The sequence below is a fragment of the Chryseobacterium nepalense genome (assembly GCF_023195755.1).
Classification (GTDB): Bacteria; Bacteroidota; Bacteroidia; order Flavobacteriales; family Weeksellaceae; genus Chryseobacterium; species Chryseobacterium nepalense.
The window spans coordinates 2,076,929-2,103,610 of the sequence record NZ_CP096203.1; the positions used below are offsets into that span (position 1 = coordinate 2,076,929).

General features: G+C 36.4%; 25 protein-coding genes and 1 tRNA gene. 11 read left to right on the forward strand and 15 right to left on the reverse strand.

Annotated features, from left to right (window positions below):
• Positions 1 to 23 precede the first annotated feature (23 nt).
• The 5 genes from M0D58_RS08980 to lpxB all read right to left on the reverse strand — a co-directional run bounded on the left by M0D58_RS08980 (position 24) and on the right by lpxB (position 6,447).
• Positions 24 to 596 (reverse strand): hypothetical protein, encoded by a 573-nt coding sequence (locus tag M0D58_RS08980; protein ID WP_248388515.1) that lies wholly within the window; start codon positions 594 to 596, stop codon positions 24 to 26.
• Between the two features lie 5 nt (positions 597 to 601).
• The gene (locus M0D58_RS08985) at positions 602 to 2,614 is read right to left on the reverse strand and encodes a fumarate reductase/succinate dehydrogenase flavoprotein subunit (protein ID WP_248388517.1); all 2,013 of its coding nucleotides are present in this window, start codon (positions 2,612 to 2,614) and stop codon (positions 602 to 604) included.
• Positions 2,615 to 2,629: 15 nt separating this feature from the next.
• Positions 2,630 to 3,292, reverse strand: coding sequence for a succinate dehydrogenase cytochrome b subunit (locus M0D58_RS08990; protein WP_248388519.1), 663 nt, complete (start codon positions 3,290 to 3,292; stop codon positions 2,630 to 2,632).
• A gap of 141 nt (positions 3,293 to 3,433) precedes the next feature.
• Complete coding sequence (locus M0D58_RS08995; protein ID WP_248388520.1) at positions 3,434 to 5,200, reverse strand: ComEC/Rec2 family competence protein; 1,767 nt, start codon at positions 5,198 to 5,200, stop codon at positions 3,434 to 3,436.
• 143 nt (positions 5,201 to 5,343) lie between these two features.
• On the reverse strand, positions 5,344 to 6,447 hold the full coding sequence (gene lpxB, locus M0D58_RS09000; protein ID WP_248388522.1) for a lipid-A-disaccharide synthase: 1,104 nt from the start codon (positions 6,445 to 6,447) through the stop codon (positions 5,344 to 5,346).
• Between the two features lie 152 nt (positions 6,448 to 6,599).
• On the opposite strand from lpxB, the gene M0D58_RS09005 reads away from it, so the two are divergent.
• Positions 6,600 to 7,109, forward strand: a complete 510-nt coding sequence (locus M0D58_RS09005; protein WP_248388524.1) for a DUF2480 family protein — start codon at positions 6,600 to 6,602, stop codon at positions 7,107 to 7,109.
• Positions 7,110 to 7,202: 93 nt separating this feature from the next.
• Positions 7,203 to 7,862, forward strand: a complete 660-nt coding sequence (locus tag M0D58_RS09010) for a DUF937 domain-containing protein (protein ID WP_248388526.1) — start codon at positions 7,203 to 7,205, stop codon at positions 7,860 to 7,862.
• A gap of 47 nt (positions 7,863 to 7,909) precedes the next feature.
• Here the strand turns inward: M0D58_RS09010 and M0D58_RS09015 are convergent, their stop codons facing one another.
• Together M0D58_RS09015 and M0D58_RS09020 are read right to left on the reverse strand one after the other, a co-directional pair.
• Complete coding sequence (locus M0D58_RS09015) at positions 7,910 to 8,029, reverse strand: 30S ribosomal protein THX (protein ID WP_248388528.1); 120 nt, start codon at positions 8,027 to 8,029, stop codon at positions 7,910 to 7,912.
• Positions 8,030 to 8,235: 206 nt separating this feature from the next.
• Positions 8,236 to 9,630 (reverse strand): MATE family efflux transporter, encoded by a 1,395-nt coding sequence (locus M0D58_RS09020; protein ID WP_248388530.1) that lies wholly within the window; start codon positions 9,628 to 9,630, stop codon positions 8,236 to 8,238.
• Between the two features lie 247 nt (positions 9,631 to 9,877).
• Between M0D58_RS09020 and aspS the strand changes: the two genes are divergently transcribed.
• From aspS to M0D58_RS09045, 5 genes are all read left to right on the forward strand, one after another.
• Positions 9,878 to 11,632: an aspartate--tRNA ligase gene (gene aspS / locus M0D58_RS09025; protein ID WP_248388532.1), complete on the forward strand. Its 1,755-nt coding sequence runs from the start codon at positions 9,878 to 9,880 to the stop codon at positions 11,630 to 11,632.
• A gap of 527 nt (positions 11,633 to 12,159) precedes the next feature.
• On the forward strand, positions 12,160 to 12,945 hold the full coding sequence (gene ku, locus M0D58_RS09030; protein ID WP_248388535.1) for a non-homologous end joining protein Ku: 786 nt from the start codon (positions 12,160 to 12,162) through the stop codon (positions 12,943 to 12,945).
• Positions 12,945 to 13,547: a DNA polymerase ligase N-terminal domain-containing protein gene (locus M0D58_RS09035; protein WP_248388538.1), complete on the forward strand. Its 603-nt coding sequence runs from the start codon at positions 12,945 to 12,947 to the stop codon at positions 13,545 to 13,547. Before ku ends, M0D58_RS09035 begins: the two co-directional genes overlap by 1 nt.
• 77 nt (positions 13,548 to 13,624) lie before the next feature.
• Positions 13,625 to 15,505 (forward strand): DNA ligase D, encoded by a 1,881-nt coding sequence (gene ligD / locus M0D58_RS09040; RefSeq protein ID WP_248388541.1) that lies wholly within the window; start codon positions 13,625 to 13,627, stop codon positions 15,503 to 15,505.
• A gap of 29 nt (positions 15,506 to 15,534) precedes the next feature.
• Positions 15,535 to 16,065 (forward strand): hypothetical protein, encoded by a 531-nt coding sequence (locus M0D58_RS09045; RefSeq protein WP_248388544.1) that lies wholly within the window; start codon positions 15,535 to 15,537, stop codon positions 16,063 to 16,065.
• Here the strand turns inward: M0D58_RS09045 and M0D58_RS09050 are convergent, their stop codons facing one another.
• From M0D58_RS09050 to M0D58_RS09070, 5 genes are all read right to left on the reverse strand, one after another.
• Positions 16,066 to 16,797, reverse strand: a complete 732-nt coding sequence (locus M0D58_RS09050; RefSeq protein ID WP_248388547.1) for an SDR family NAD(P)-dependent oxidoreductase — start codon at positions 16,795 to 16,797, stop codon at positions 16,066 to 16,068. It lies immediately after the preceding gene.
• Entirely contained in the window at positions 16,794 to 16,991 is a 198-nt protein-coding gene (locus M0D58_RS09055; protein WP_248388549.1) for a hypothetical protein, read from the reverse strand. Before M0D58_RS09055 ends, M0D58_RS09050 begins: the two co-directional genes overlap by 4 nt.
• A 144-nt stretch (positions 16,992 to 17,135) precedes the next feature.
• A complete protein-coding gene (yajC, locus tag M0D58_RS09060) occupies positions 17,136 to 17,507 on the reverse strand; it encodes a preprotein translocase subunit YajC (protein WP_248388551.1) in 372 nt (123 codons plus the stop codon).
• Positions 17,508 to 17,511: 4 nt separating this feature from the next.
• Positions 17,512 to 18,021: a DUF1573 domain-containing protein gene (locus tag M0D58_RS09065; RefSeq protein WP_248388553.1), complete on the reverse strand. Its 510-nt coding sequence runs from the start codon at positions 18,019 to 18,021 to the stop codon at positions 17,512 to 17,514.
• Positions 18,022 to 18,031: 10 nt separating this feature from the next.
• The gene (locus M0D58_RS09070) at positions 18,032 to 18,937 is read right to left on the reverse strand and encodes a transcription antitermination protein NusB (RefSeq protein WP_248388555.1); all 906 of its coding nucleotides are present in this window, start codon (positions 18,935 to 18,937) and stop codon (positions 18,032 to 18,034) included.
• Between the two features lie 90 nt (positions 18,938 to 19,027).
• On the opposite strand from M0D58_RS09070, the gene M0D58_RS09075 reads away from it, so the two are divergent.
• From M0D58_RS09075 to M0D58_RS09090, 4 genes are all read left to right on the forward strand, one after another.
• Positions 19,028 to 20,689 carry an ABC transporter ATP-binding protein gene (locus M0D58_RS09075; protein WP_248388557.1) on the forward strand — a complete coding sequence of 554 codons (1,662 nt, stop codon included), beginning with the start codon at positions 19,028 to 19,030 and terminating at the stop codon, positions 20,687 to 20,689.
• Positions 20,690 to 20,788: 99 nt separating this feature from the next.
• On the forward strand, positions 20,789 to 21,124 hold the full coding sequence (locus tag M0D58_RS09080) for a DUF3276 family protein (protein WP_029295477.1): 336 nt from the start codon (positions 20,789 to 20,791) through the stop codon (positions 21,122 to 21,124).
• 316 nt (positions 21,125 to 21,440) lie between these two features.
• A complete protein-coding gene (locus M0D58_RS09085; RefSeq protein WP_248388559.1) occupies positions 21,441 to 22,820 on the forward strand; it encodes a T9SS type A sorting domain-containing protein in 1,380 nt (459 codons plus the stop codon).
• Between the two features lie 257 nt (positions 22,821 to 23,077).
• The gene (locus M0D58_RS09090) at positions 23,078 to 24,001 is read left to right on the forward strand and encodes a hypothetical protein (protein ID WP_248388561.1); all 924 of its coding nucleotides are present in this window, start codon (positions 23,078 to 23,080) and stop codon (positions 23,999 to 24,001) included.
• 68 nt (positions 24,002 to 24,069) lie between these two features.
• On the opposite strand, the gene M0D58_RS09095 is transcribed toward M0D58_RS09090, so the two are convergent.
• The 3 genes from M0D58_RS09095 to M0D58_RS09105 all read right to left on the reverse strand — a co-directional run bounded on the left by M0D58_RS09095 (position 24,070) and on the right by M0D58_RS09105 (position 26,625).
• Positions 24,070 to 24,145 (reverse strand) — tRNA-His (locus tag M0D58_RS09095).
• A gap of 35 nt (positions 24,146 to 24,180) precedes the next feature.
• The gene (bshB1, locus tag M0D58_RS09100) at positions 24,181 to 24,900 is read right to left on the reverse strand and encodes a bacillithiol biosynthesis deacetylase BshB1 (protein WP_248388564.1); all 720 of its coding nucleotides are present in this window, start codon (positions 24,898 to 24,900) and stop codon (positions 24,181 to 24,183) included.
• Between the two features lie 75 nt (positions 24,901 to 24,975).
• The gene (locus tag M0D58_RS09105) at positions 24,976 to 26,625 is read right to left on the reverse strand and encodes a tetratricopeptide repeat protein (protein ID WP_248388567.1); all 1,650 of its coding nucleotides are present in this window, start codon (positions 26,623 to 26,625) and stop codon (positions 24,976 to 24,978) included.
• Between the last annotated feature and the right edge of the window lie 57 nt (positions 26,626 to 26,682).

Below are 26,682 nucleotides of genomic sequence, written 5' to 3' on the forward strand. Positions count from 1 at the left end.
ATTTTATATTTATAGGTTGGAGATTATTTTGTTGGTTTGTCTGCATTTTCAAATTTCATATCTGAACTTAAAACTGCAATTTTATTAGAATTTCTGCTTTTCAGCTCCTGATATTTTTCCATTGCTTTGGCGATATTCTCAGCTTTGTCGTCCTGTGATGGCTGATATATTGTCTTAGTATCATTTTTTACCACCTGATAAAAAAGCTTTTTATCTCTGAATTCTGTAGGTTTCAAAGGTCTAAGGTTAACACTTGCGATGAAAGCTCCCATTTGGCCTTCCGCATTAATCACATATACCATATTGGGTTCGAGGTTGGCTTCAACATAATCTCTGTTTTCTGACGTAGCCCAAAATACGTGTTCACCAGGCTCACATTCATAAACTAAATATTTCCCGCTAGGAATAGCTCCCAGGAATTTATCTTTATCATAAACCCTGAAGTTAAGCAGCATACCCGCTCCTGTTTTTAAAATATACACCAGAGATTTTCCTTCAGCAGGTTTATCAATAGCCTGTGTTGTTACTTTCTGAGCAAAAACAGAACATCCGGAGAGGATTACAAAAAACAAAAGTACTTTTTTTAAACTCTTCATATCTGTTATTTGTAACTTCTAGTTTTCACCTCAATATTTTCGTAGATCAGCTCTTCTTTGTGCAATACTTCTGTATTGATATCTTCTCCCTGATATTCCCATGCTCCTACATATTTGAAGTTTACGTCATCTCTTTCAGCTTCTCCGTCCGGAGTTGAGTGATCTTCACGGAAATGTCCTCCACAAGATTCATTTCTATGCAATGCATCGATAGCCATCAATTGTCCAAGCTCTAAGAAATCTGCGACTCTGAATGCTTTTTCCAGCTCGGTATTCATACCATCATTATCTCCGGGAACTTTTACATTTTTCCAGAAATCATTTCTTACTTCTTCAATTTCTCTGATGGCTTCTCTTAAACCTTCAGGTGTTCTTCCCATACCTACTTTATTCCACATAATGTTTCCTAACCTTTTGTGGAAGTGGTCAACAGAATGTGTTCCGTTATTATTAAGGAAGAAATCTATTTTTTCTTTGATTCCTTTTTCTGCTTCATCGAAAGATGAAGAATTGGTAGGAATAGATCCTGTTCTGATGTCTGCAGAAAGATAATCTGCAATCGTGTAAGGAAGCACGAAATATCCGTCTGCAAGTCCCTGCATTAGAGCAGAAGCTCCCAATCTGTTGGCTCCGTGATCAGAGAAATTTGCTTCTCCAATTACGAAACATCCCGGAATGGTAGACTGAAGGTTGTAATCTACCCAAACTCCACCCATGGTGTAGTGAACGGCAGGATAAATCTTCATTGGGGTTTTATAAGGATCATCAGCCGTAATTTTTTCATACATTACGAATAGATTACCATATTTTTCTTCAACCCAGCTTTTTCCTAAATCATAAATCTGCTGATCAGTAGGATTATGAATATGCTTTTCAATAGCGGCTTCTCTACCTTTTTTCATGATCTCTGTAGAGAAATCCAGGTAAACGCCTTCCTGAGTATCATTGTTTTCGATTCCGTATCCGGCGTCGCATCTTTCTTTAGCGGCTCTCGAAGCAACGTCTCTCGGTACAAGATTACCGAAAGCAGGATATCTTCTTTCAAGATAATAATCTCTGTCTTCTTCTTTAATATTTTCAGGTCTAAGCTTTCCTGCTCTGATGGCTTCTGCGTCGGCAATGTTTTTAGGAACCCAGATTCTTCCTGAGTTTCTTAAAGATTCAGACATCAAAGTCAGTTTAGACTGCTGTGTTCCGTGAACCGGAATACATGTAGGGTGAATCTGCACATAACAAGGGTTTGCGAAGTACGCTCCTTTTTTGTGGATTTTCCAGGCCGCAGAAACGTTGGAGCCCATTGCGTTGGTAGAAAGGAAATATACATTTCCGTATCCTCCGGATGCAATTACTACGGCGTGTGCAGAATGTCTTTCGATTTCACCTGTTACAAGGTTTCTGGCGATAATCCCTCTTGCCTTTCCGTCAACAATCACAAGATCCATCATTTCATGACGGTTGTACATCTTAATTCTTCCTTTACCGATCTGACGGCTCATGGCTGAATAAGCTCCTAATAATAACTGCTGTCCCGTCTGTCCTTTAGCATAGAATGTTCTTTTTACCTGAACCCCGCCAAATGAACGGTTATCAAGCTGGCCTCCGTACTCACGTCCGAAAGGAACACCCTGAGCAACACACTGGTCGATAATATTTGCAGAAACTTCTGCCAATCGGTATACGTTTGCTTCTCTTGCTCTATAGTCACCACCTTTGATGGTATCGTAGAATAATCTGTAGGTAGAGTCACCGTCTCCCTGATAATTTTTAGCTGCGTTGATACCTCCCTGAGCGGCAATAGAGTGCGCTCTTCTTGGAGAATCCTGATAACAGAATGCTTTTACATTGTATCCCTGTTCTGCTAGTGTAGCAGCAGCAGAACCTCCTGCCAAACCTGTTCCAACAACAATAATATCAATCTTGTCTCTGTTGTTTGGTGCAACAAGGTTCATATGGTCCTTATGATTTTTCCACTTATCCTTTAAAGGACCCGCCGGAATTTTTGAATCTAATTTACTCATATTAGTATATTGATATTATTGAGTTACAAAGTGATAAATTGCGATAAAGATAAAACCTGCAGGAATCAGGATGGAATACCATTTTCCAAATGCCATGATTACAGGAGTATATTTAGGGTGTCTTGCACCGATAGACTGGAATGAAGACTGGAAACCGTGTCCCAGGTGTAATCCCAGCAAAATGAAAGATATTATGTAAATAATTACTCTCCATGCATCTGCAAATTTAGCATGCAGATCTCCCCAGAAGCGTGATTCTTCAATTGGCAACCCGTCAAGATACTTGTAGTTCATTTCGTGAAACCAGAAATCATACATGTGAAGAAAAATAAAAGCCAAGACCACGGCACCTGAAATAATCATATTTCTCGACATCCATGTAGAATTGTGAGAAGGATTATTAGCTTCATATTTAACAGGACGTGCTTTCTGATTTTTAATTTCCAAAACAAATCCCATTACAAAGTGGAAAACAACAGCAAATATCAATACCGGCTGCATTACAAATTGAATAAGAGGATTATACCCCATAAACTGCGAAGCATTATTGTAAGCATCTGCTCCAAAAACCGACAAAAGGTTTACAGAAAGGTGCATTACCAGAAATATCAGCAAAAAGATAGCCGACAATGCCATAGCATATTTTCTACCTATTGTAGAACTCGTTAAACCTGCCATATAAGTTTAAATTTGATTTTCCACAAAATTAAGAAATGTTAATTACAACAAAAAGTGAGAAATCTCACATATAGCCAGTTTGTAATCTTTCTAAATAAGTCTTAAAATATTATAAATAAAGGAAAATATTACCCATCAAAATTAATTTATTTCATAAATTTTATGTTTATAAACAATTTTTCGAACTGCATTAGGAAGCCTTCTTATCTCCGTTCTTTTTATACGCCGTGAGGCACAGTAAGGGTTTATGACAAACTTTACAATTTTAGATTTATCCGAATTTTCTTCAATCCAGAAACAGGCATCATTATTTTTCTTAATGGATAATACTTTATTTTTAGAGAAATCATGAACAAGAACTTCAGATTTATTCATTTCATACAGATCAAAACCCCATCGCAATATAAAAAAAGCAATAACAGCCATCATACATCTCACGAAGTTTTTAAGATTACATTTTAAAATAACAGGTCTTAGCAACATGACTATTAAAAACAGGGAAAAGACCTCAGGCAAATTCAATGGAATATTTTCAAAAAAAACATGATTAAATCCGGCAAACCAATGGATTATCGTGAGCAATATGTCAATGATAAATTCATACAATCTATTCAAATATTCGAAATTTATGTTGAAAGCTATTAAAGTGGTCATTAAAAATGAAAACATAATGATCATCTCAGAAAAAGGAACAATAAAGAAATTTGCAATAATAGAAATGAATGAAAACTGATGAAAGTAATACAGCACAAGAGGAAGCGTTGCCAGCTGAGCCGAAATGGAAACGGAAACCGTATTAAAAATAACCTTTTTCAGCCAGTTGTCCTGTTTTGGAAGCATATTCAGAATCGGTTGATTGAGCCAGAATATTCCTAAAACCGCAAGGAAACTCAACTGGAATCCCACATCGAATATTTGCTGTGTATCCGAGAGCAAAATGACAAATGCGGACAACGCCAAAGAATGAAGAAGATCTGACTTCCGCTGAAGCAGGACATAAATAAAATAATTGCTCAGCATCAGGCTTGAACGCACCACTGAACTGCCAAAGCCAATAAAAGCAGTAAAAAGCCAAATAAAAATAAGACTTGAAACAATCGCATATTTTTTATGCTTTACCGGTAAAATTTTAATCAATAAGAAATAAAACAACCCGAAAATCGCAACAATATGTGTTCCCGAGATAGCCAGAAAATGCACCAGTCCGGATCTGCTGAAATCCTGAGCCGTCTGCACATCAATTTCCGTACGGTCAGCAAGAATAATTCCTTTTAAGAATTCTTTAGCCTTTGAAGACATATGGGTATGGTCAATATTCTTGAGAACTTCCCATCGTTTCTGATAAAACTTTTCTTTCAAACTTAAATCATTTCTTCCCGCAGCATGGACCTCATCATTGATATAACATTGAAAATCAATGTTTTTACGTTTTAAATATTTCGAATAATCAAACTGAAAATCATATTGCGGAGCTTTGGGTTTGGAAATAAAAGCTTTTGCCTGGTAATAATGATTAAAGTCCAGTGTTTTTTCAATTTTAGGGCGGTAAACAATGGCCTTAAAGATTTTGTTTTCGGCTTGTACTACAGCTTCATATTTCCTGCTCTTTTCGGTTGAATTCAACTTTCCGGAAATTTTGAATGTGATGACGTGATTTCCGGCAACAGAAACCGGATTTTCATCAGTATTTAAAAAATGCAGGATTATTCCGACTCCAAAGAACATTGAGCACAATATATAAGGCTTTAGCCTGTGCAGAAAATAGTTTTTAAAAAATATTGAAGCTAAAATCAGCAGGATTATTCCTGCAATCGTTAAAATATAAGTTTCATTAAGAGAAAATGTATCCTGAAAGAAAATTCCAAGAATAAAAAAGATAACAAGAATAAGAAGAGGCTGCTTTTTCAACAGTTTGTGTTTTCCCAAAAATATTTATTTCATGGAAAATTCGCACAGCAATATTTAAAAACTTCAAAAAATTTCCAAAATTCTTTTAGTAAAAGAAAAATCGCAGAAAAATTTTCCACGATTAATGAGTATTTATTTAAATTTTACATGTTTAAAATGACGTCTGCAGCATTTTCACTAGCTCCTTTCCCGCCAAGCTTTTCCCGTAACAGCTCATAATCCCTGAATACTTCAAATCTTTTTTCGGTCGCTAGTATTTTTTTCAGTTCTTCTACAAGATTATTGGTATTTAAATCATTCTGAATCAATTCCTTCACTACTTCACGATCCATAATGAGATTTACCAAGGAAATGTATTTTATATTCTTCACCAGCCTTTTGGCAATAGCATAAGAGACTTTACTTCCGCGGTAGCAGACTACTTCAGGTATATTCAGTAAAGCGGTTTCAAGAGTCGCTGTTCCGGAGGTTACCAAAGCCGCTTTTGAACACCTCAGCAGATCGTACGTTTTATTGGACACAAAATGCACATTATCATCTACATATTTTTCGTAAAACTCTTTGGGAAGACTTGGCGCACCGGCTATGACGAACTGATATTCTTTAAAATAAGGACGTACTGAAAGCATGATTTGCAGCATTTTTTCTACTTCCTGTTTTCTTGAGCCCGGCAGTAATGCAATAATTTCTTTTTCGTTTAACCCGTTCTGTATTTTAAAATCCTCAGTATTAATCTCTTCTAATGTAGAGATGGCATCCAGTAAAGGGTGACCTACAAAATGGGAATAAACACCGTGTTTACTATAAAAATCTTTTTCAAAAGGAAGAATTACCATCATCTCATCCACATATTTTCTGATGATCTCTACCCTGCCCTCCTTCCATGCCCAGAGTTGGGGTGAAATATAATAGACAACCTTTATGCCCTGCTCTTTCGCAAATTTTGCAATCCTTAAATTAAAACCAGGATAATCTACCAGAATAAGAACATCCGGTTTATTGTTTTGAATATCTTCTTTACAAAATTTAATATTATTCAGAATAGTGCGAAGGTTCATGGCAACTTCAAGAAAGCCCATAAAAGCAAGATCACGATAATGTTTAACCAGGGTCCCGCCCTGTTTTGCCATAAGATCGCCTCCCCAGAACCTGAACTCCGCATTGGGATCCTTCTGTTTCAGCGCTTTCATTAAATTACTTCCGTGCAAGTCTCCGGATGCTTCTCCGGCAATGATATAATATTTCATTTCTTGTGAAATCTTTAATTTTAAATTGCCATTATGAATCTCTTTTTAATTCTTTAAATGAAATTATGGGAGGTTTCTATAACAGCTATAGAAAACAAATTAGGACTTCATTGCATCTTAATTTGTAAATTTGTTCAAAGATAATGATAAAAATGTCAGAAGAATTTGAAATCCGGAATAAAGTTGCAGAGAGCGGACTGATCAATTTTGATCTAACCGATCTCGTACCGAAAGGAGTAAGGAAAGGTCTTGACCTTAAAGATTTTCTTTTTATGGAAATGATTCTAAAAGAGAAAGATTTCCGTGAAAAAGTTGCAGCGATTGATGTTGAAGAATACCGTGATGCTTATATATACATCTACAATTCGGCAGATGCTATTGTTCCGCTTTGGGCGTACTTTTTAATCACTGCCAGATTAACGGATGTTGCTAAAAAAATTGTCTTTGGAAATCGGGAAGATCTGGAAGTAATTCTGATGCATAACGCAGTTAAAAATTATGATTTTGAGGAGATGCGCGGCAAAAGAGTCCTGGTAAAAGGATGTTCGGACAAAGAAATCCCTGAAAACGCCTATATTGAGCTTGTTGAACAACTGAAACCTATCGTAAAATCATTAATGTTCGGCGAAGCCTGCTCAAATGTACCCATTGTTAAGAATTAACAGCAAAATGACATTTACGCCTGGTTTAATATCCATATAATTATTAGGAATATTTTTTGATGATCTGAATAGTAACAATAAAAATCATCAACTATGGGCTTAATTGATTTACTCACCGGAAACACCGGCAATCAGGTAGCAGAAAGAGCTGAAAACAAATTCGGAATAAGCAGGAATCAGGTACTTGCATTGCTTGCGGTAGCTGCCCCGCTTATTATTTCTTATCTCAGCAAAAAATCGCAGTCTCCTAACGAAGCAGAATCCTTAAATACTGCGCTGGATAAAGATCATGACGGAAGTATTCTTAATGATGTCAGCCAGGCCGAAGCAAGACAATCCGAAGGAAACTCTATCCTTAACCATATTTTTGGAGAAGAAAAGCAGACCGTGGAAAGTCAGTTATCTCAGAAAACAGGAATTTCCATCGATAAAATCGGACCTGTGTTATCAATGCTCGCACCGATCATTATGGGATATATCGGAAAAGAGAAACAACAGAATAATGTGGGAGCCGGCGGTTTAGGAGGCTTGCTCGATGGTATTCTAGGCAATGCTTCGGGACAGACACAAAATGGGCAGTCTAATCCTTTGAATGATATTATAGGAAATGTGTTGGGCGGACAGTCCAACTCTTCATCAAACCCACTTAATGATATTATCGGCAGTGTTTTAGGAAATAATAACAACCAGAAGAACGATGGCGACAGCGGCGGAATCGGAAGTATTCTGGGAAATATTTTTGGAGGAAAATAATTTTTACACCTCTTCATAAAAAAGACCGGAAGTAGTTTCCGGTCTTTTTAGCTTTTAGCTTTTTCTTCGGCAGCGGCCACAGTTTTTGAAGATTTTCTTGGTCTTCTTTTTCCGTAACTTCCGTTGTTAATCTTTCCTCTTTTTGATTTTTTATCTCCTTTTCCCATAGTAATATAATTTAGTTGTATTACGAAATTAGAGAATACCACTTTAAAATCAAAAAGATCAGCTGTTAAAATTTTTATAATTCTTTATCAAAAGATGAAAGCCCGATGCGGATAATCATAAAATCTTCATCATCACTTAACTTCTTTCTTCTTACTTCTTACATCTTACTTCTTACATTTTACTTCTCACCTCCCACCTCTTACTCCTAAACTTTAACCGTTTTCCATTTTCCTTTCTTAAATAACATAAAAGCAACTATTGTAATTAAAGCTTCGGCAACAGGAATTGAGATAAATACTCCTTTTGGTCCCAATGCAAAATATTTTGAAAGAAGATAAGCAAATGGAATCTGAAACAGCCAGAAACCGCAAAGATTCACCCAGGTTGGCGTCCAGGTATCACCAGCTCCGTTAAAAGCGTTAATCATTACCATCCCGATTCCGTAAAAAATAAATCCAACAGCCATAATATGCAATGCATTGGTGGCAATATTTCTAATTTCAGTTTCATTGGTGAAAAATCCGGCTAAAAAATCACCCATAAAAAAGAAAATAACACTAACGACTATCATAAAAATCACATTATATTTAACGGTTTTCATAACAGATTGCTCTGCCCGAAGCATTTCGCCGGCTCCCATGTTTTGTCCGACAAGTGTTGATGCGGCATTACTTAATCCCCAGGCAGGAAGCATAAAAAACATCATCAGACGTAAAGCGGTTTGATATCCCGCAGAAGCATTTTCACCACCGGTTGTCGCCACAAGCTGAGCCAGAAAGATCCAGCTGCACGAAGCAATCACAAACTGAAAGATTCCGGGAGTGGCAATTTTTATGACTGATTTAATAATATTAAAATCAGGTTTAAAATATTTCGACTCAATTCTGATTTGTGAATCTGCAATTAAAAGATGATAAAGCTGATAAAGGACACCAATGCTCCTCCCGATCGTTGTAGCAAGAGCTGCTCCCGTTAATCCCATTGCCGGGACCGGTCCGAAACCTTTAATTAAAACCGGGCACAAAATAATATTCGCAATATTGGCTATCCAAAGGGATTTCATGGCAATGGCAGCATTTCCCGCTCCTCTGAAAATTCCGTTAATCAGGAATAACAACATGATAATAACACTGCTTCCCATCATAATTCTTGTAAATTCTTTACCGTAAGATGCAGCTTCAGGTTTTGAACCCATCATAATTAAAATTTCTTCAGCATAAATCACTCCGAACAAACTTAAAATAAAAGTGACCGCAAAGGAAACCAATAAAACCTGAGCTGCACTTCTGGAAGCCTGCTCCTGATTTTTCTCCCCGATCCTCCTTGCAACCATTGCCGTTGCCGCCATACTCATCCCTATGGCAATAGAATACATGACGGAAAGCACGGATTCTGTCAGACCGACTGTCTGTATAGCAAAACCACTTTCTTTCAGATGTCCTACAAAATACAGATCTACCAATGCAAATACAGATTCCATGGCCATCTCCAGCATCATCGGAATTGCCAGAAGAAGAACAGCGCTCCTTATCGTCGCTTTTGTATAGTCTACTTCTTCACCGCTTAACGCTTTCTTCAGAAATTTGAAATATTTTGACATTGATTTTGATTTTGTATCCGGCAAAAATAGATATTCAGAAATGATTATTTCTTGGCATATGAAAGGTTTTATAAAAATTATTCTTGCAGTACTATTAATTAATTTCTTTTAAAAACCTTCAAAAATCATATCTTTGCACACGGAAAATTCAAACTTCTGCTGTTGGTGTTTTAAGCTTGATCTTCAAAACTTTAAACACTGAACACAGAACCCTGAACTTTAAATCTTGAACTTTAAACAAATAATTATGTTTCGATCGCACAACAACGGAGAATTATCTCTTAAAAATCTTAATGAAGAAGTTACACTTTCAGGATGGGTACAGACCATTCGTGATAAAGGATTTATGATTTGGATAGATCTTCGTGATCGTTACGGAATTACCCAATTGGTTTTTGATCAGGAGCGTTCTACCGCCGAACTGATGGAAAATGCAAAAAAACTGGGCCGTGAGTTTGTAATTCAGGTTACAGGAAAAGTTATTGAAAGAGTAAGTAAAAACCCAAACATCCCGACAGGAGAAATTGAAATTCTTGTTGAAAAATTAACGGTTCTTAATGAATCCCAGCTTCCCCCTTTCACCATTGAAGATGAAACGGACGGTGGTGAAGAATTACGAATGAAGTACCGTTACCTTGATATCAGAAGAAATCCTGTGAAAGACAAGTTGATCTTCCGTCACAAAATGGCTCAGAAAGTAAGAAACTACCTGTCAGATAACGGCTTTATCGAGGTTGAAACGCCGGTTTTAATTAAATCCACTCCGGAAGGCGCAAGGGATTTCGTGGTTCCGAGCAGAATGAATCCGGGACAGTTTTATGCGTTGCCACAATCTCCACAGACTTTCAAACAGTTATTGATGGTTGGCGGAATGGATAAATATTTCCAGATTGTAAAATGTTTCCGTGATGAAGATTTAAGAGCCGACAGACAGCCGGAATTTACACAGATCGATTGTGAAATGGCTTTCGTGGAACAGGAAGACGTAATGAATGTTTTTGAAGGAATGACCAAAACTTTACTAAAAGACATCACCGGTCAGGAATTCGGAGACTTCCCGAGAATGACTTTCGCAGATGCGATGCAGAAATACGGAAACGACAAACCGGATATCCGTTTCGGAATGGAATTCGTGGAACTGAATGATTTGGTAAAAGGAAAAGAGTTTAAGATATTTGATGATGCCGAACTGGTTGTCGGAATTAATGTAGAAGGCTGTGCAGATTATACCAGAAAGCAGATTGATGAGCTTGTTGACTGGGTTAAAAGACCTCAGATCGGTGCTTCAGGAATGGTATGGGTGAAATTCCAGAATGATGGTGTGAAGACTTCTTCGGTAAATAAATTCTACAACGAGGAAGATTTAGCAAAAATCATTGAACAGTTCGGAGCAAAAGAAGGAGACTTAATGTTGATTCTTTCCGGAAACGAAAATAAGGTAAGAACACAGCTTTCCGCTTTAAGAATGGAGCTGGGTAACCGTTTAGGATTAAGAAAAGGAAACGAATTCGCACCGCTTTGGGTGGTAGATTTCCCACTGCTTGAATTTGAAGAAGAAAGCGGACGTTACCACGCAATGCACCACCCTTTCACCTCTCCGAAACCGGAAGATATTCATTTGCTGGAAACGGATCCGGGAAAAGCAAGAGCAAACGCTTACGATATGGTGTTGAACGGGAACGAAATCGGAGGAGGTTCCATCAGAATATTTGATAAAGATCTTCAGTCTAAAATGTTTGATCTGCTTGGTTTCACCAGAGAAGAAGCGGAAGCTCAGTTTGGTTTCTTAATGAATGCCTTTAAATATGGCGCTCCGCCTCACGGTGGGTTGGCTTTCGGTTTTGACCGTTTGGTAGCCATCCTCGATGGAAATGAAGTAATCAGGGATTATATTGCATTCCCTAAAAATAATTCAGGACGTGATGTGATGATTGACGCACCGGCTGCCATTGCAGATGAACAGCTGGATGAACTGGAACTTAAACTAAATTTAAAAGCATAAGTTAGAAGCGGGGGTTTATTTCTCCGCTTTTTTATTATATGTACTTATAAAAATTAGCTAAAATATAATCGACTAAAGGTTTTGATATCCAACCCAAAACAAAAGTCAAATTGCTACAATCCAAGCATATTTTTGAAGATTATCTTTCAATAGATTTCTTTTATATTCTTTTACAAAACCTCCATTCGATATTTTAAGTATTCCTTTAAATGTCAAATATGAGGTATTTTCAGGGTAAGGTTTGAAAACAATTAATCCTTCAGAGTGTAAATAAAATAAAGCGTTTAAAATTTAGCTTCTTCTATATTTGATTCAGCAGGTATATCAAAATTAAAATCAATATCAGCTAATGATTTAGGTTTTACAAAAATTGCTTTTACTTTATCTGCAAACTTTCCGAGAACAATCTATCAAAGTCAATAGGATGTATGTTATCAGCTAACTTGCTAACTTCAATTAAATACCACATTCAGTAAATATTTTCCTCACGGCACAATCATTGTAGATTTTTGTTAAATCAAATTACAATGAAAGCAATCTGGAACGGCGCCATTGGCTTTGGCTTAGTAAATATTCCTGTTAAAATTTATTCGGCAACAGAAACCACCAAACTGGATCTGGATATGCTTGATAAATCAGATTTTTCAAATATCCGTTTTAAAAGGGTCAATGAAACCACAGGAAAGGAAGTAAAATGGGAAAACATTGTAAAAGGTTATCTCATGGAAGATAAATACATCATTCTTGATGAAGAAGACTATGAAGCGGCAAGTCCTGAAAAATCCAAAATATTATCAATAGACCAGTTTGTAAAAGAATCTGAAGTAGATTCCGTGTATTTTGAAAATCCCTATTACCTGGAGCCTCAGAAGAATGGTGAAAATGCTTACAGACTTCTTTTAAAAGCATTGGCTAAAACAGAAATGGTAGGAATAGGAACCTTTGTGCTTCGTGAAAGTGAAGCGATTGGAATGATACGGCCCTATAAAGATGATGTTCTTGTCCTTAACCGTCTCAGATTTGCACAGGAAATCAGGGATTACAGCGATCTGAAAATTCCCGCCAAAAAACCGCCGAAACCGGCAGAGCTCAAAATGGCTGTCAGCCTTATAGAACAACTTTCACAGGAATTCGATCCTGAAATGTATAAAGACACGTATTCTGAATCGTTAATGAAAATTATCAAGCAGAAAGCAAAAGGTAAAAATATCAAAGTGAAAAAAGCTGAACCCGCAAAAGAAGGTAAAGTTATTGACCTTATGGCTCAGCTCAAAGCCAGTTTACAAAGTCCAAAATCTAAAAATGCATCATAATGGCCTTAAAAGATTACAATGCAAAAAGAAGGTTTAATGAAACCACTGAACCGGAAGGAAAAACAAAAAAAAGTAAAGACAAACTGATTTTTGTAATCCAGCGACATGCCGCCTCGCGGCTTCACTATGATTTCAGGTTGGAAATGGAGGGTGTGTTGAAAAGCTGGGCCGTTCCGAAAGGTCCTTCTTTAGATCCTAAAGATAAGCGGCTCGCAATGATGGTGGAGGATCATCCTTATGATTACAAAGATTTTGAGGGAAACATTCCTGAAGGTAACTACGGCGCAGGACAGGTAGAAATATGGGACAGCGGAACATATGAACCTCTTGACAATAACTCAAAGCTTTCTGATGAAAAGGAATTGCTGAAAGAACTTCACGCCGGATCTTTAAAATTTATCCTTCACGGTAAAAAACTGAAAGGCGAATTTGCTTTGGTTAAAATGAAAAATACTGAAGAAAATTCATGGCTGCTCATCAAACATAAAGATGATTTTGCAGAAAGTGATTACGATGCGGAAGAAAACACCTCAAAGAATTCCCAAGTCACTAAATTCTTAGAGGAAAAAAAAAGCCCAAACGTCAGCAAAAAAAAGTCGTAAAGGAAGAAGTAAAACCACGGTTTCAGCGGTTCAATTCTTTAGTCGATGAAAAAAAACTTGAGAATTTCATTAAGCCCATGCTTGCAAAACCGCATCCTGAAGCCTTTGACGATGAAGACTGGGTTTTCGAAATAAAATGGGACGGTTACCGCGCTATTGCCGATCTAAGCGATGAACCTCTCTTCTATTCCCGAAACGGGATCTCCTTTTTATCAAAATTTGAAAAAGTTGCCAATGATTTCAGTGTACAGAAACATAAGATGATTCTGGACGGTGAAATTGTAGCGTATGATGAGAACGGAAGACCGAATTTCCAGCTGCTTCAGCAAATAGGTGACAATCCGGATCTTGCACTGGTATATCAGGTTTTTGATATTCTTTGGCTGAACGGTCATTCTACGGAAGAGCTTCCGCTGATTCAGCGTAAAGAACTCCTCAAAGAAGCATTGGTTGAGACAGATGTTATCAAATATTGTGATCATATCCAGGAGAAAGGCATTTCCTTTTTTAACCAGATGAAAAAAATGAAGCTGGAAGGAATGATCGCCAAAAAGGCAGACAGCGTTTACACCGAAAACCACCGTACTTCCGACTGGCTTAAGATAAAATTCACCAACACGGAAGAAGCCATTATCTGCGGATTTACGGAACCCCGTGGATCAAGGGAAGGTTTCGGTGCCCTGATCCTGGGAAAATACATTGACGGCCAACTGATTTATTCAGGGCATACCGGGACAGGATTCAACCGCGAATCAATTATAGAACTTCATGAAAGATTAAAGAAAATCATCGTGAAAAATTCCCCTTTTGAAACTAAGCCTAAAACCAATATGCCCGTAACCTGGACCCAGCCGGAGCTGGTATGCGAGATTAAATATTCCGAAATCACAAAAGACGGCATTTTCCGGCATCCGGTTTTCGTGGCACTGCGTGAAGATAAAGAACCTGAAGAAGTAAAAAACACCGCCGGAGAAAAAGATGAAGCAACCCAAAATACAAAAGTTATGAAAGCTACAGCCCCTAAAAAAACACGTCCTTCCGAAAACGAAAAGGAAATAACATTAAACAGGCATAAGGTAAAGCTTACCAATCAGGATAAAGTTTATTTCCCTAAAGATGACGTAACCAAAGGCGATGTCATAGAATATTACCAGTCGGTTGCAGACTATATTTTACCACACCTTAAAAACCGGCCGCTTTCTCTGAACCGTTTCCCGAATGGTATTGAAGAGCAGAGTTTCTATCAGAAAGATGCCAGTGACAATATTCCGGACTGGGTAAAAACAACGCAGGTTTATTCTGAATCCAACGATAAATACATTGATTATATTTACTGTAACGACAAGGCTACTCTTGCTTATCTGAATAATTTAGGGTGCATTGATATGAACCCCTGGAATTCTTCCCTGCCCGACCTGGATCATCCTGACTTTCTTGTGTTAGACCTGGACCCATCCAAAAAGAATACTTTTGACGATGTTATCGAAACAGCCTTACAGGTGAATGAGGTTTTAAATGCCATTAAAATTAAAGGCTACTGTAAAACTTCAGGAAGCACCGGTATTCATGTCTATATTCCGATGGGCGGAAAGTACGATTTTGACCAGGTAAAAGATTTTGCACATATTCTGATGAAACAGGTTCATGAAAAGCTTCCGGAAATCACAACTTTGGAAAGAAGCCTTCAGAAAAGAGATAACAGTAAAATTTACCTTGATTATCTGCAAAACAGAACCGGGCAGACTTTAGCCAGTGCTTACAGCATCAGACCTAAAGAAGGGGCTTCCGTTTCCATGCCGCTGGACTGGAGCGAGGTAAAAAAAGGAATGAAACCTACTGACTTTAATATTCATAATGCTCTGGAAAGAATTAAAGAAAAAGGAGATTTGTTTAAACCGGTTCTGGGTAAGGGAATTGATATGATGAAGGCTTTGGAGAGCTTGCAGGACTTGGAGTAATTGGTTATTTTTGGGCAAATTATTCAACCATGGAAATGCCCCTCAAAGCTTTCATAAATTTTAATGAAAAAACCACAAGAAAACAGTTAGACAAATACTTCTACTACTCCTGGAAGAAAAAACTCCCCTACCTCTTTAAGAACTTCGTATTTGCTACTGTATTTTTGCTTATAATCGATGGTGTTTTTAAGATCGGCAGAAGTAAAATTGATTTGAAATTTATCGCCTATTTTTTTGCAGCCTACATCCTATTATACATTATTATATTCTTCTATAACAAAATAAATTATAACTCTAAAATAAATCAACATATTGCTGAGCTTAAAAAATTTGACCCTACAATAGAATTTGTTTTAGATGAACAATCATTTTACATTAAATGTGAGCAATTTGATATAAGAAGTGTTTGGAAAAAAGTAACTTATAGTATTTCCGGGAAAACGCTTTTAATTTTCATTGACCTAGGAACTCCATTCACTTTTCTTCTTAATGAAGAGGAAACAGAACAGTATCCTGCTATTTTAGATATTTTTAAAATGAAATCTAAATTGAAAAAGTAATTAAGGTAGTTTAGCGACCAAAGATTCCGGCAGCACTTTTAATATCCAATAAATCATTTTCCATTTAAAGTTCGTAACAATGGCAAACGAGTTTCCGGCATTGACAATGAACTTTGCGACGTAATTCGGTTCCATTATTAAAGATTCATTTAATTGTAAGCCTTCATTGATTTTTGTTCTTATATAACCGATCACCAAAACATTGACAACAATGTTTCTTTGCCTTAGCTCCTGTCTTAAGCCGGCAAGATAAGTGGTAAAAGCTGCTTTGGTACTGCCGTACACAAAATTACTTTTCCGCCCGCGAACTCCCGACAGAGAAGATAATCCGATAATCCTTTCTAAACTTTTATTCCTCTTATCCATTGCAATAATATTCAATATGGAAACAGCGCCCATGTAGTTTACCTGCATCATTTGTCTTGCACTTCCAAAATCATGCAGGGCTTTTTCATTTTCTGCTAAAAAGCCGGCAGCATAAACAACAATATGAGGCTTCGCAGAAAGGTCATCATAAAATTTCTGATGAGAATCAAAATCCACCGCATCGAAATATAAGACTGTAACCTTCGCATGGAAAGCATTTTTTGAGACAAATTCTTCCAGTGACTTTGTATTTCGGGATGCCGCCATTACGAAAAATCCTTTTTGAAGGTATTGTTTAATACTTTCCTTTGCAACATCAGAATTGCCTCCTAAGATAAGAACCGTTTTGTTTGTGTTTTTATTCATAATGCAAAGATAATTTTTAATGCGTATTCTAAAACAACGAAGGAAGTTATACTCAATCGCCACAGGATGACTGCATCGTACCATGCAGAGGGTATGCATCGTACGGTGCAGGGTGTCTGCATCGCACCATGCAGGGTATCTGCACCGCCCGTCACAGTCTGTGTATTATACCCGAAGCAATTCATACAATCCATAAGCACAGTTAAAACCACTCGTTGGCTCCTATGGTAATAAGGGAACCGTATTCTTACTGATTTGGACTGATGATATAAAAAGTTTCGGCGGGGTGAGCTTCGCTCACCCCGCCGAAACGAAGTATCTTTTAAAATCGGAAAGATTTATTTCTTATCCGTTTCAATTTCCTTTTTGTCTTCTGCTTTTTCAGCAGCTTTGGCTTTATCTCCAAAACGGGCCTCCGTAAATTCTCTGGAAACAGCCGCTTTTTCAAACTTTAGCTTTCCCGATAATGTTTCGATTACAAAACCATCATCCTGAACCTGAGCAATCCTTCCGTGAAGTCCTGAAGTAAGAACCACTCTGGTTCCTACCTTAAGGGTTTCCTGGAAATTCTTCTCCTGCTTCTGCTTTCTCATTTGCGGTCTTATCATTAAAAAATAAAAACCTACAAACATCACCCCCATCATAATCAGCATCATGGAAGAGTTACCTCCCTGAGCAGGTGCCTGTAAAAAAATTGATAATAAATTCATGATATTATGGTTGAATATTCGCGGTGAATGTTAATTTGATAGGAGCTTTTTCTACATTGGCGAAAACGTCTGCATATTTGTTTACGTTTCCATCAAAGTTTGTAGAATCAAAGTGGAGGGTAATTTTCCCTTTTTTACCCGGCATAATCGGCTCTTTAGTAAAGTCAGGAACAGTACATCCACATCCCGGTTTTACTTCTGAAATCACCAGAGGATTGCTTCCTGTATTTGTAATTTCATATACGTGCTGCACTTTATCTCCTTTTTTTACTTTTCCGAAATCGAAGTTGCTTTCAGAAAGAGCAATAGTAGTTAAAGGCTGGTTGGATACAGGCGCCGGAGCTGCCGTTTCAGGAGTTGCTGCAGCAGCACCTGCAGAATCTGCCGGACCATTTCTGTGAATTTCCGGTCTTTCGGTAAGAAGTTTTTCCTGGTTTTCTTTGTTTTCCTTTTTACAAGAAACAAATCCAAAACCTATTACTGATAAAGCGATAATTGATAACGTCTTTTTCATATTGAAATATTTATATTCTATTTAAATCTTTACAGTATTTATCCAAAATTCCGTTAATGAAAATATTGGAGCGATCCGTGGCAAATACTTTGGCAATCTCAATATATTCATTAATGATCACCCTTGAAGGTGTAAAAGGAAAATTATCCAGTTCCGTAAGTGCAGTAGACAGGATTACTTTATCCATTAGTGAAACCCTTTCCAGATCCCAGTTTTCCAGTCTTTCTTCCAGTTTCTTCTCATTGTTTTCCCAGCTGTCCAGCGTATTTCTTAAAAGCTTGATGGAAAAAGTTTTATCTTCATCATCTTTAATCATTTTGATCAAGGTTCTGCTTTCTTCATCTTCCTTTAAAAAACCGATTGTTTTCTGAACCATAGAATTGGCAATATGAATATCATCATACCATGAAAGCTCCTTGTCTCCCAGATAATCATGAAAATCATCGTTTTCAGCAATATATCTTAAAAATAACTTACCGATAAACTTCTGATCCTCTTCAAAAGAATAAGATTCTTCCTTCATAAAATCCTGGTATCTTTTTCCGGCAGTAATTCTCTGGAATGTTTTTACGAGAAGGTCGTCATGCAAATCCCACTTAAGCTGCTTGTGCTGGCCTGTAAAGAATAACCGTTCCGGGTTTTCCTCCAGCTTAATCAAAACCTTATTGTTGATGAATTTTTGGTTAGGATTAATATCTGCATCGGTTTTAATATATTTATTCTTTCCAATTTCGATCTGGTTTTCTGCCAGTTCTTTCAGTGCAACCAGAAAATTCAATTCATAGATATAGAGATCGTAAATCTTCTCTATTCCGGTAAACATGTTTTTCTCTAATACATCAAACTTAACAGGATTCTGGTAATATGAATACACAGTCTGTACTACTTTTTCACGGATTTGTCGTCTTCCTAACATTCAAAGAGCTTTTTATGGGCGCAAAGATACGAAATTTAAAATTTATGGGATTCGTAGTATGATGACATTTTCGTAAATTTGTAAAAGTTTATGAAAGCTTTAAAAACCCTAAACCCCTACTTCTGGAAACACAAAATATTATTATTTTGGGGGGTATTATTTATCATTGCCAGTAATTTCTTCAATATCTATAAAGTTCAGTTCGTGGGAAAATCTGTGGACGAACTTACACGCAACGGAAATCTCGGTTTCAACAGACAGGTGTTGATTTATGTTGCCATTATTGTAGGATGCTCCCTTCTTACAGGTTTCTTTACTTTTATGATGCGGCAGACGATTATTGTTGCTTCCAGAAGGATTGAATATGAACTTAAAAACAAAATCTACAGGCACTATCAGGATTTGTCTTTAACGGATTATAAGCAAACCACCATTGGAGATCTCATGAACAGACTGAGTGAAGATGTTGTTGCAGTAAGGATGTATCTTGGCCCCGGCGTAATGTATGTCGCCAACTTATTGGTGCTTGTTATTATCACCGCAATTTATATGCTGAAGACGGATGTTTCCATGACGCTTTGGACCTTGCTTCCTTTACCGCTTCTTTCGTATGCTATTTATAAGGTAAGTTCCATTATCAATAAAAAATCGAAGATCATGCAGAAAAGCCAGTCGGCCATTTCTACTTTCGTGCAGGACAGCTTTTCGGGGATACGCGTTGTGAAATTTTTCGCCCGTGAAAAATACATTGAAAAAAACTACGGAGTAAAAGTTACGGACTATCAGGACAAAGCGCTGGACCTTGCCAAAACGGAAGCTTACTTCTTCACCATCATCCTTTTTGTAATCGGTCTTCTGAATGTTGCCATTATCTGGATCGGCGGACAGAAATATATTGCCGGAGAGCTTAGCATCGGTAAAATTGCAGATTTCTTTATGTACATCAATACCCTGATATTTCCTTTCTCTATGGTAGGCTGGGTAACTTCTGTAAACCAGAGGGCTGAAGCATCCATGCAGAGGATTAATGAATTTATGGATAAGAAATCGGAAATCGTTAACCAAAACTTTGAAAATTATTCCATTAAAGGAGATATTGAATTCAGAAATGTATCCTATGTTTATCCTAATACAGGAATTACAGCATTAGAAAATCTAAGTTTTACAGTAAAATCCGGTGAGTCACTTGCCATTATGGGCAAAACAGGAAGTGGAAAATCAACCATTGCGTTATTACTCTGCAGGCTTATTGACCCCACAGAAGGAGAAATTTTAGTTGACGGAAAAAACTTAAAAGAGCATAATTTAGATAACTACAGAAACTTCATCGGCTATATCCCCCAGGAGAGTTATCTTTTTTCTGATTCGATTGAAAATAACATCGGTTTTGCCATAGACCATCCAACTCATGAAAAAGTAGTGGAATATGCAAAAATTGCAGACGTTGATAAAAACATCGTAGAGTTTAAAGATCAGTATAAAACTATGGTAGGCGAACGCGGAGTGATGCTTTCGGGAGGTCAGAAACAAAGAATCTGCATTGCCAGAGCACTGATTAAAGACCCCAGCATTATCATTTTTGACGATTCTCTGTCTGCCCTGGATACTGAAACCGAGCAGAACATCCTCGAAAATATTGAAAGAAAAATTCATCACGCAACTTCTATAATCATCACACACAGAGAGTCTAGCGCCCAACGTGCAGATAAAATCCTTAACCTGACTGAAATTAACAATTCCGTAACTGCATAGCGCATTCATTCACAAATGTTAAATAAATCATAAAAAAAATTTTGTGATTAAAAGAAAACTTTTATATTTGTTCTTAACAAGATTAAAAAATATCTAACAATGAGTGAATACAAGGAACGCCATGAAAATGAAATTTTCACTAAGGTGTTAAAAGCAGGGAGAAGAACTTATTTCTTTGATGTGCGCGAGACGAAAGCAGGAGATTATTATCTTACGATTACCGAAAGTAAAAAGAACTTCGGGGAGAATGGAGAAGCTACATTCGAGAAGCATAAAATTTATCTTTATAAAGAAGATTTTAAAAGTTTTCAGGAGATGTTTAATGAGTCCACAGATTTCATCATTAACGAAAAGGGTGAGGATGTAATATCAGAAAAGCATGATAAAGACTTCAAAAGCAGAACATATACTATAGATTCTGACGACGAGGTTTAAAATATTTATAACATTTAAAAACACAAGCATCTGGAAAAAGATGCTTTTTTTATTTTCTTTTCTAATCTTTTGTATTTAAGTTAAATTAATTAGACAGCGACGCTCATTAATATGCAACGCATAATTATTAACGATATTCTTTGTTTTAAATTAAAATCATCATCTATTTTTTTATTAATTTAACGCTAATTAATGTAAAATTGCGATTATTTAATAATTTTACCGTTAAAAAATTAAATAATCCATTTAGTTATCATTGATAAATTTGAATTAAAAATAGTTTGTATGAAATAATTTTAACCTTAAATATAAAAGAATGAAAAAAAATTTACTCGTTTTTCTTTTGGCATCTGCACTATGTTTTGCCCAAAACTCTTTAATGGTATCTCCCCAAACCGGAACAATGATCACTTCGGGAACCATTTCAAATTTCAAACTAATAAGTGATGGCAGCAGCGCTGCGCTGGTTGCTACACATAATGCTTCAGGTAAAGTTTTTATTGTTGATATTAATGACAGTAATCCCGCAGATAAAGCTGCAAATACAATCGCAACAACTTCTACCAATGTAAAAACAAGAATCTCTGCTGCATTAGGACAAACCGTTACTTCCATTAAAAACATCGAGGTAAATCCTATTACAAATGCCGTCTATGTAATGGCCATGGTAAGCGCAACACCTTACTTCCTGAAATTAACGAATGCCGGAAATACTATTACCGCATTAGATTTCAACACAATGCCATACTGCACTTTAAATTTCACCAATGCAAATTGCACTTTCCAGGATATTGCATGGGGTGGCAACCGATTGTTTGTTTCCAGTAACCATAATACATTAAATGGAGAATTGGGTTATATTTCGGCTCCGTTTACCAACAATACGACAATTAGCAAAAGATCTACCACCATGTTCAAATCTAACTGGGGAAATATGTATATAACAAGTGCTCCATTAGAAAAATTAAATTATGTAAAGATTGGCAATACCGAATATCTTTGCGGATTAACTACCTGTGCTCCGGGATTTTCTGAAACCGTATCTTCTCTGACGAGCAATTCAGGACTGTTCACTGTGAGAGAAGCTTTTAATGTTAACTTTGACGAGCCTGTAAAAACGATCGCCATCAATAACGGAAGCAATGCCTACTTATTAGATTTACATCAAAACTTTCCTAGCGGTAATAATATTTATAGAATTGGAAAAAAATACCTTGATGGTACACCTTTTACAAACAATACTTATAATAATAATGCCGTAGAACTGAGAAACTTTTCCGGAAATCCAAACACTAATCTTACTGAAGAAGAATTTAAAATGTTCCCGGGAAATTTTTCATCAATGGCTTACTATTCTAACTGTGAACTACTTACATTATCATCAGACCACCAAACTCTTGCAAAATTGAGCGTTTGTGATGCAATTTTAAGTACTGCTGAGCAGAATCAAAAAGACATTAATTTTGAGCTATCTCCTAACCCCTCTTCAGACCTGTTACATATTTCTTATAATGAAAATCTTTATAAAAACATGGAAGCGGAAATTTACAGTTACGATGGAAAGCTTATCAAAAAACAAATGATCAATTCTCAAAATAAGAAAATTTCAATCTCAGATCTGCATACAGGAAACTATATTCTGAAAGTCTTTCATAAAGGAGTTTATTTACACTCTAAATCTTTCATAAAGAAATAAAAAGCAATAAATTCTATGTGATATGTGCGGATCGAAAGTCCGCACATTATTCTTTTTTAAATTCATTAGATTATATGAAAAAAATAACTCAGACAAAAAAAATAAAGAATTTTTATATTCTTCTTTTTCTGTTTTTATGCAATTTCTGTTTTTCCCAAGAAATATCTATTACCTCAAGCAATCCGAACAAGCCGGTATTCAAAGTTTTTCCCATTGAAGAAAATATTGAGCAGCTTTCAGCTATTTTTAAAATTTTCATGATCCAGGATAGTATTGAATCACAAACGCCTTTATTAGGCTCATATTCTTATGTAAAAGATACAATCTTCTTTGAGCCACAGTTTGAGCTGGGCGAAGGACTAACGTTTAATGTCAACTTTTCCTATAAGAATAATACCATAAAAAAAACATATAAAACTAAATCTGTTGACAATTCGATAAACCAAAAAACCGATATACAAGAAATATATCCACGTAATAATAAAATTCCAAAAAATATTCTGATTTTTTATGTTGAGTTTTCTGCACCGATGACAGAGGATGAGTCTGCTTACAGATACGTTAATTTACTTGACGAAAACAAGAAAGTAATACCGCATGTTTGGTATAATAAAGCCAGATGGATTAGTGATAAAGTTATGATGCTAATGATCCATCCCGGAAGAGTAAAAAAAGACATCTCATATTATGACAATCTTGGTGAAATATTTACAGTAGGTAAAAAATATTACCTGGAAATTACCGATAAAATCAAACCACTGAATAGCAAATCCAAATTAATATCTTTTACAAAAGAATTCGAAATCACCAATCCTATTAATATATGTCCAAAATTTCTAGAGGATAAATTACAAATTCCTAAAAAAAATACTTCGGATAAACTGAAAATTGTTTTCGACAGACCCATTGACATTTTTTCTGCACAAATCGGAATTTTAGTATATGATTATAAATCTGATAAAATAGTTGAAGGAAAGATTATTGCCGGATCTGACGACACTGAATGGTACTTTATGCCTGATCAACCATGGACAGAAAAAAAATATACACTAATTCTTAATAAATACATTTCCGATCCTTCAGGAAATAGTCTTAATAAGCCATTTGAAGCCACTGTTGTAAAAAAATCTTACAATAAGCAGATTGCTAAGAAGATAAACATAAAGTTAAATGAAAAATAATTGCCCAATAAATATTAAATGTACAATAAAAAAACATCCTGCTTAATGTAAGCAGGATGCTGAATTTTGGGTGAATGATGGGTCTCGAACCCACGACCTTCGGAACCACAATCCGACGCTCTAACCAACTGAGCTACAATCACCGTTTTGTGAGTGCAAATATAGGGAAGATTTTTTAATTACCAAACAATTCCGTCAAAATTTTTCATTGCAATAAGCTTCTCAGACGTAAATCCCTCAGCATAAGTCACTCCCGATAACCGCCCAAGATCCTGAGCACGATATGTTAAGCTTTCATAAAAGTCTTTTGAAGTAATTGGCGTCTCCGGTTCCTTGGAAGCCGGGTCATAAAACTGAGTTTTAAAAGCCATACAAGCTTGAATCTTTTTTTCCAGATGATCTGAAATATCAATTACAAACTCAGGCTCAATATTTTTCCATTGTATGTAGTGAAATATATGTTTTGGCCTCCAGATCTCTTGATTTTCTCCTTCAAGAACAGTTTCGATCTTTCTTAATCCTGCTAAAAAGCATGCATCCGAGACTAATTTCGCTCCTTTTGCATGATCCGGGTGTCTGTCATCAATTGCATTTGCTAAAACGATTTCAGGCCTGTATTTGCGAATCATTTTTACAATTCTCATCTGATAGTCTTCAGAGTTTTCCAGAAAACCGTCTTTCATGCCCAGATTTTCTCTTGCAACCACCCCCAGGATCTTTGCTGAATCAGAGGCTTCCGCTTTTCGGGTTTCTTCAGTACCTCTCGTACCAAGCTCCCCGCGGGTAAGATCTACGATAACGCATTTTTTACCTTCGGAGACCATTTTAACGATTGTTCCGCCGCAGCCAAGTTCTACGTCATCAGGATGTGCACCAAAAGCTAATATATCTGTTTTCATATATTCAAAGATATGATTTAAATAAAAACTTCCCAAACATTACGATTGGGAAGTCCTATAATTATTTAAGAATAATTATTTATTGATTTCTGCATTCAATTTTATAGCATCCTGATACGTAGGATCCAATTGAACAGATTTTGAAACGTAATCTTTAGCTTTCGCAAGATCAGAATCTTTACTCATATAGGCTACAGCAAAGTAAGCATAAGCAAGCGTCTGCTTATTAGCTTCCTGATCTGCAGGCTTCACTGTATTAATGAATTTTTCATAAGCGATTTTTGCTGCGTCATTATTTCCAGCCTGTTGGTATGAATATCCCAAGCTGTAATAACCAGGTGCCCAATCAGGGAGAAGTGCATTCATTTTCTGCCAAGTTTGAATAGCTCCATTCCAGTTTTTTGCATCCTGATAAGCGGTTGCTAACTTAAACAAAGAATCTGAATCCTGTGCATTTGCTGCAACTTTTTGCTTCAATCCTTCAATAACAGGGTTTGTTGGTCCTGCATCAACATCAGACTGTGAAGCTCCTCCGCCTGCAATTTTAACAAGCTCCATATCCCACTTCATTGTTTCGTCTTTCGCTGCTTTTGCGATAGCAATTTTTTGTTGTGCTTCTGTTGTTAAAGCTGTTTTTTTAGCAGCATCCGTTTCGGTTTTAGCTAATCCGGCAGCAATTAATCCCATCAGTCCCTGATCTGCAGGCTGTACTCTTGATTTATCAGCCTGAGAAACAAAATTATCCATATTTTGTTTTGCTTCTGCATATTTCCCATCTGCATATAATTGATACGCTCTTAATTTAAATTTAATAGGATCATTAATTTTATCGAAAATCTTATCTAAAACCTGTTTTGAGTTTGCATAATCTTCATTTGTAAAATAAAGTTTTGCAATTTCCAGTTGTGTATATGGATCTTCATCCGCATATTTGGTATAATTGATAAGATCTTGTGTTGCTTTTGCATTTTGCTGATATCTGATATCATAGGCTGCTAAAGCTTTATAAGCCGGAGCATATGTAGGATCTGTTGCGATAGCTTTATCGATGCTTGTCTTAGCCTGTTGCCATTGTTGTGCGGCCATCCATAATGTTCCCATTCTCGTATAAACGGAAGCCTTATTTTTAGCTAAAGGAAGCGCTTTATCATAGGCTGTCATCGCATCACCCGGCATTCTTTTTAATCTGTAGGCGTCACCTAAAGTATAATAATAGTGTGCGGGAACATCTTTTTTAGACGCTCTTTCAATCGCTTTGTTTAGGTATTGAATTGCTAAATCCGGAGAGTTATTTTTTTCAAATAAAGTTAATGCTTCTGCAGCTCTGAATAACACTTCTGCATCTTTTTCTCTAGAATCAGAAACAATACTCTGAATTTCTGCAATTGCATTTTTGTCGCCTTTACCGAGTTTAATGGCTGCTAAACCGATTTTGTTTAAATAACTTTTTTTATCAGCAGCAAGACCTTTGTTGAAATTGTCTGTAGCTGCTGCAAAATCAGGCTCTCCCTGTTTTAGATATGTATTTCCAAGGTAAAAATAGTTTTCAGCAGTAGGTGCCGATGTAATCATGCTTGTGAAATTAGCTTTTGCCTGAGCATATTTATCACTATCCATACTATTGATACCATCCTGTACGGTTTGCGCAAAAGCAAAATTAGTGAAAAATACCACTGCTGCTCCAAAAGCAATCTTCTTTACATTCATATTCATTATATCTCTCATTTTAAATTTCTAATCTAATTCAATTTATATTGTACACAATTTTCAGACCAAAATAAG

Coding starts and splice junctions, on each gene's coding strand:
- M0D58_RS08980 (WP_248388515.1), bottom strand. CDS start 596: ATGAAGAGTTTAAAAAAAGTACTTTTGTTTTTTGTAATCCTCTCCGGA.
- M0D58_RS08985 (WP_248388517.1), bottom strand. CDS start 2,614: ATGAGTAAATTAGATTCAAAAATTCCGGCGGGTCCTTTAAAGGATAAG.
- M0D58_RS08990 (WP_248388519.1), bottom strand. CDS start 3,292: ATGGCAGGTTTAACGAGTTCTACAATAGGTAGAAAATATGCTATGGCA.
- lpxB (WP_248388522.1), bottom strand. CDS start 6,447: ATGAAATATTATATCATTGCCGGAGAAGCATCCGGAGACTTGCACGGA.
- M0D58_RS09005 (WP_248388524.1), top strand. CDS start 6,600: ATGTCAGAAGAATTTGAAATCCGGAATAAAGTTGCAGAGAGCGGACTG.
- M0D58_RS09010 (WP_248388526.1), top strand. CDS start 7,203: ATGGGCTTAATTGATTTACTCACCGGAAACACCGGCAATCAGGTAGCA.
- M0D58_RS09015 (WP_248388528.1), bottom strand. CDS start 8,029: ATGGGAAAAGGAGATAAAAAATCAAAAAGAGGAAAGATTAACAACGGA.
- M0D58_RS09020 (WP_248388530.1), bottom strand. CDS start 9,630: ATGTCAAAATATTTCAAATTTCTGAAGAAAGCGTTAAGCGGTGAAGAA.
- aspS (WP_248388532.1), top strand. CDS start 9,878: ATGTTTCGATCGCACAACAACGGAGAATTATCTCTTAAAAATCTTAAT.
- ku (WP_248388535.1), top strand. CDS start 12,160: ATGAAAGCAATCTGGAACGGCGCCATTGGCTTTGGCTTAGTAAATATT.
- M0D58_RS09035 (WP_248388538.1), top strand. CDS start 12,945: ATGGCCTTAAAAGATTACAATGCAAAAAGAAGGTTTAATGAAACCACT.
- ligD (WP_248388541.1), top strand. CDS start 13,625: ATGCTTGCAAAACCGCATCCTGAAGCCTTTGACGATGAAGACTGGGTT.
- M0D58_RS09045 (WP_248388544.1), top strand. CDS start 15,535: ATGGAAATGCCCCTCAAAGCTTTCATAAATTTTAATGAAAAAACCACA.
- M0D58_RS09050 (WP_248388547.1), bottom strand. CDS start 16,797: ATGAATAAAAACACAAACAAAACGGTTCTTATCTTAGGAGGCAATTCT.
- M0D58_RS09055 (WP_248388549.1), bottom strand. CDS start 16,991: ATGGATTGTATGAATTGCTTCGGGTATAATACACAGACTGTGACGGGC.
- yajC (WP_248388551.1), bottom strand. CDS start 17,507: ATGAATTTATTATCAATTTTTTTACAGGCACCTGCTCAGGGAGGTAAC.
- M0D58_RS09065 (WP_248388553.1), bottom strand. CDS start 18,021: ATGAAAAAGACGTTATCAATTATCGCTTTATCAGTAATAGGTTTTGGA.
- M0D58_RS09070 (WP_248388555.1), bottom strand. CDS start 18,937: ATGTTAGGAAGACGACAAATCCGTGAAAAAGTAGTACAGACTGTGTAT.
- M0D58_RS09075 (WP_248388557.1), top strand. CDS start 19,028: ATGAAAGCTTTAAAAACCCTAAACCCCTACTTCTGGAAACACAAAATA.
- M0D58_RS09080 (WP_029295477.1), top strand. CDS start 20,789: ATGAGTGAATACAAGGAACGCCATGAAAATGAAATTTTCACTAAGGTG.
- M0D58_RS09085 (WP_248388559.1), top strand. CDS start 21,441: ATGAAAAAAAATTTACTCGTTTTTCTTTTGGCATCTGCACTATGTTTT.
- M0D58_RS09090 (WP_248388561.1), top strand. CDS start 23,078: ATGATCCAGGATAGTATTGAATCACAAACGCCTTTATTAGGCTCATAT.
- bshB1 (WP_248388564.1), bottom strand. CDS start 24,900: ATGAAAACAGATATATTAGCTTTTGGTGCACATCCTGATGACGTAGAA.
- M0D58_RS09105 (WP_248388567.1), bottom strand. CDS start 26,625: ATGAGAGATATAATGAATATGAATGTAAAGAAGATTGCTTTTGGAGCA.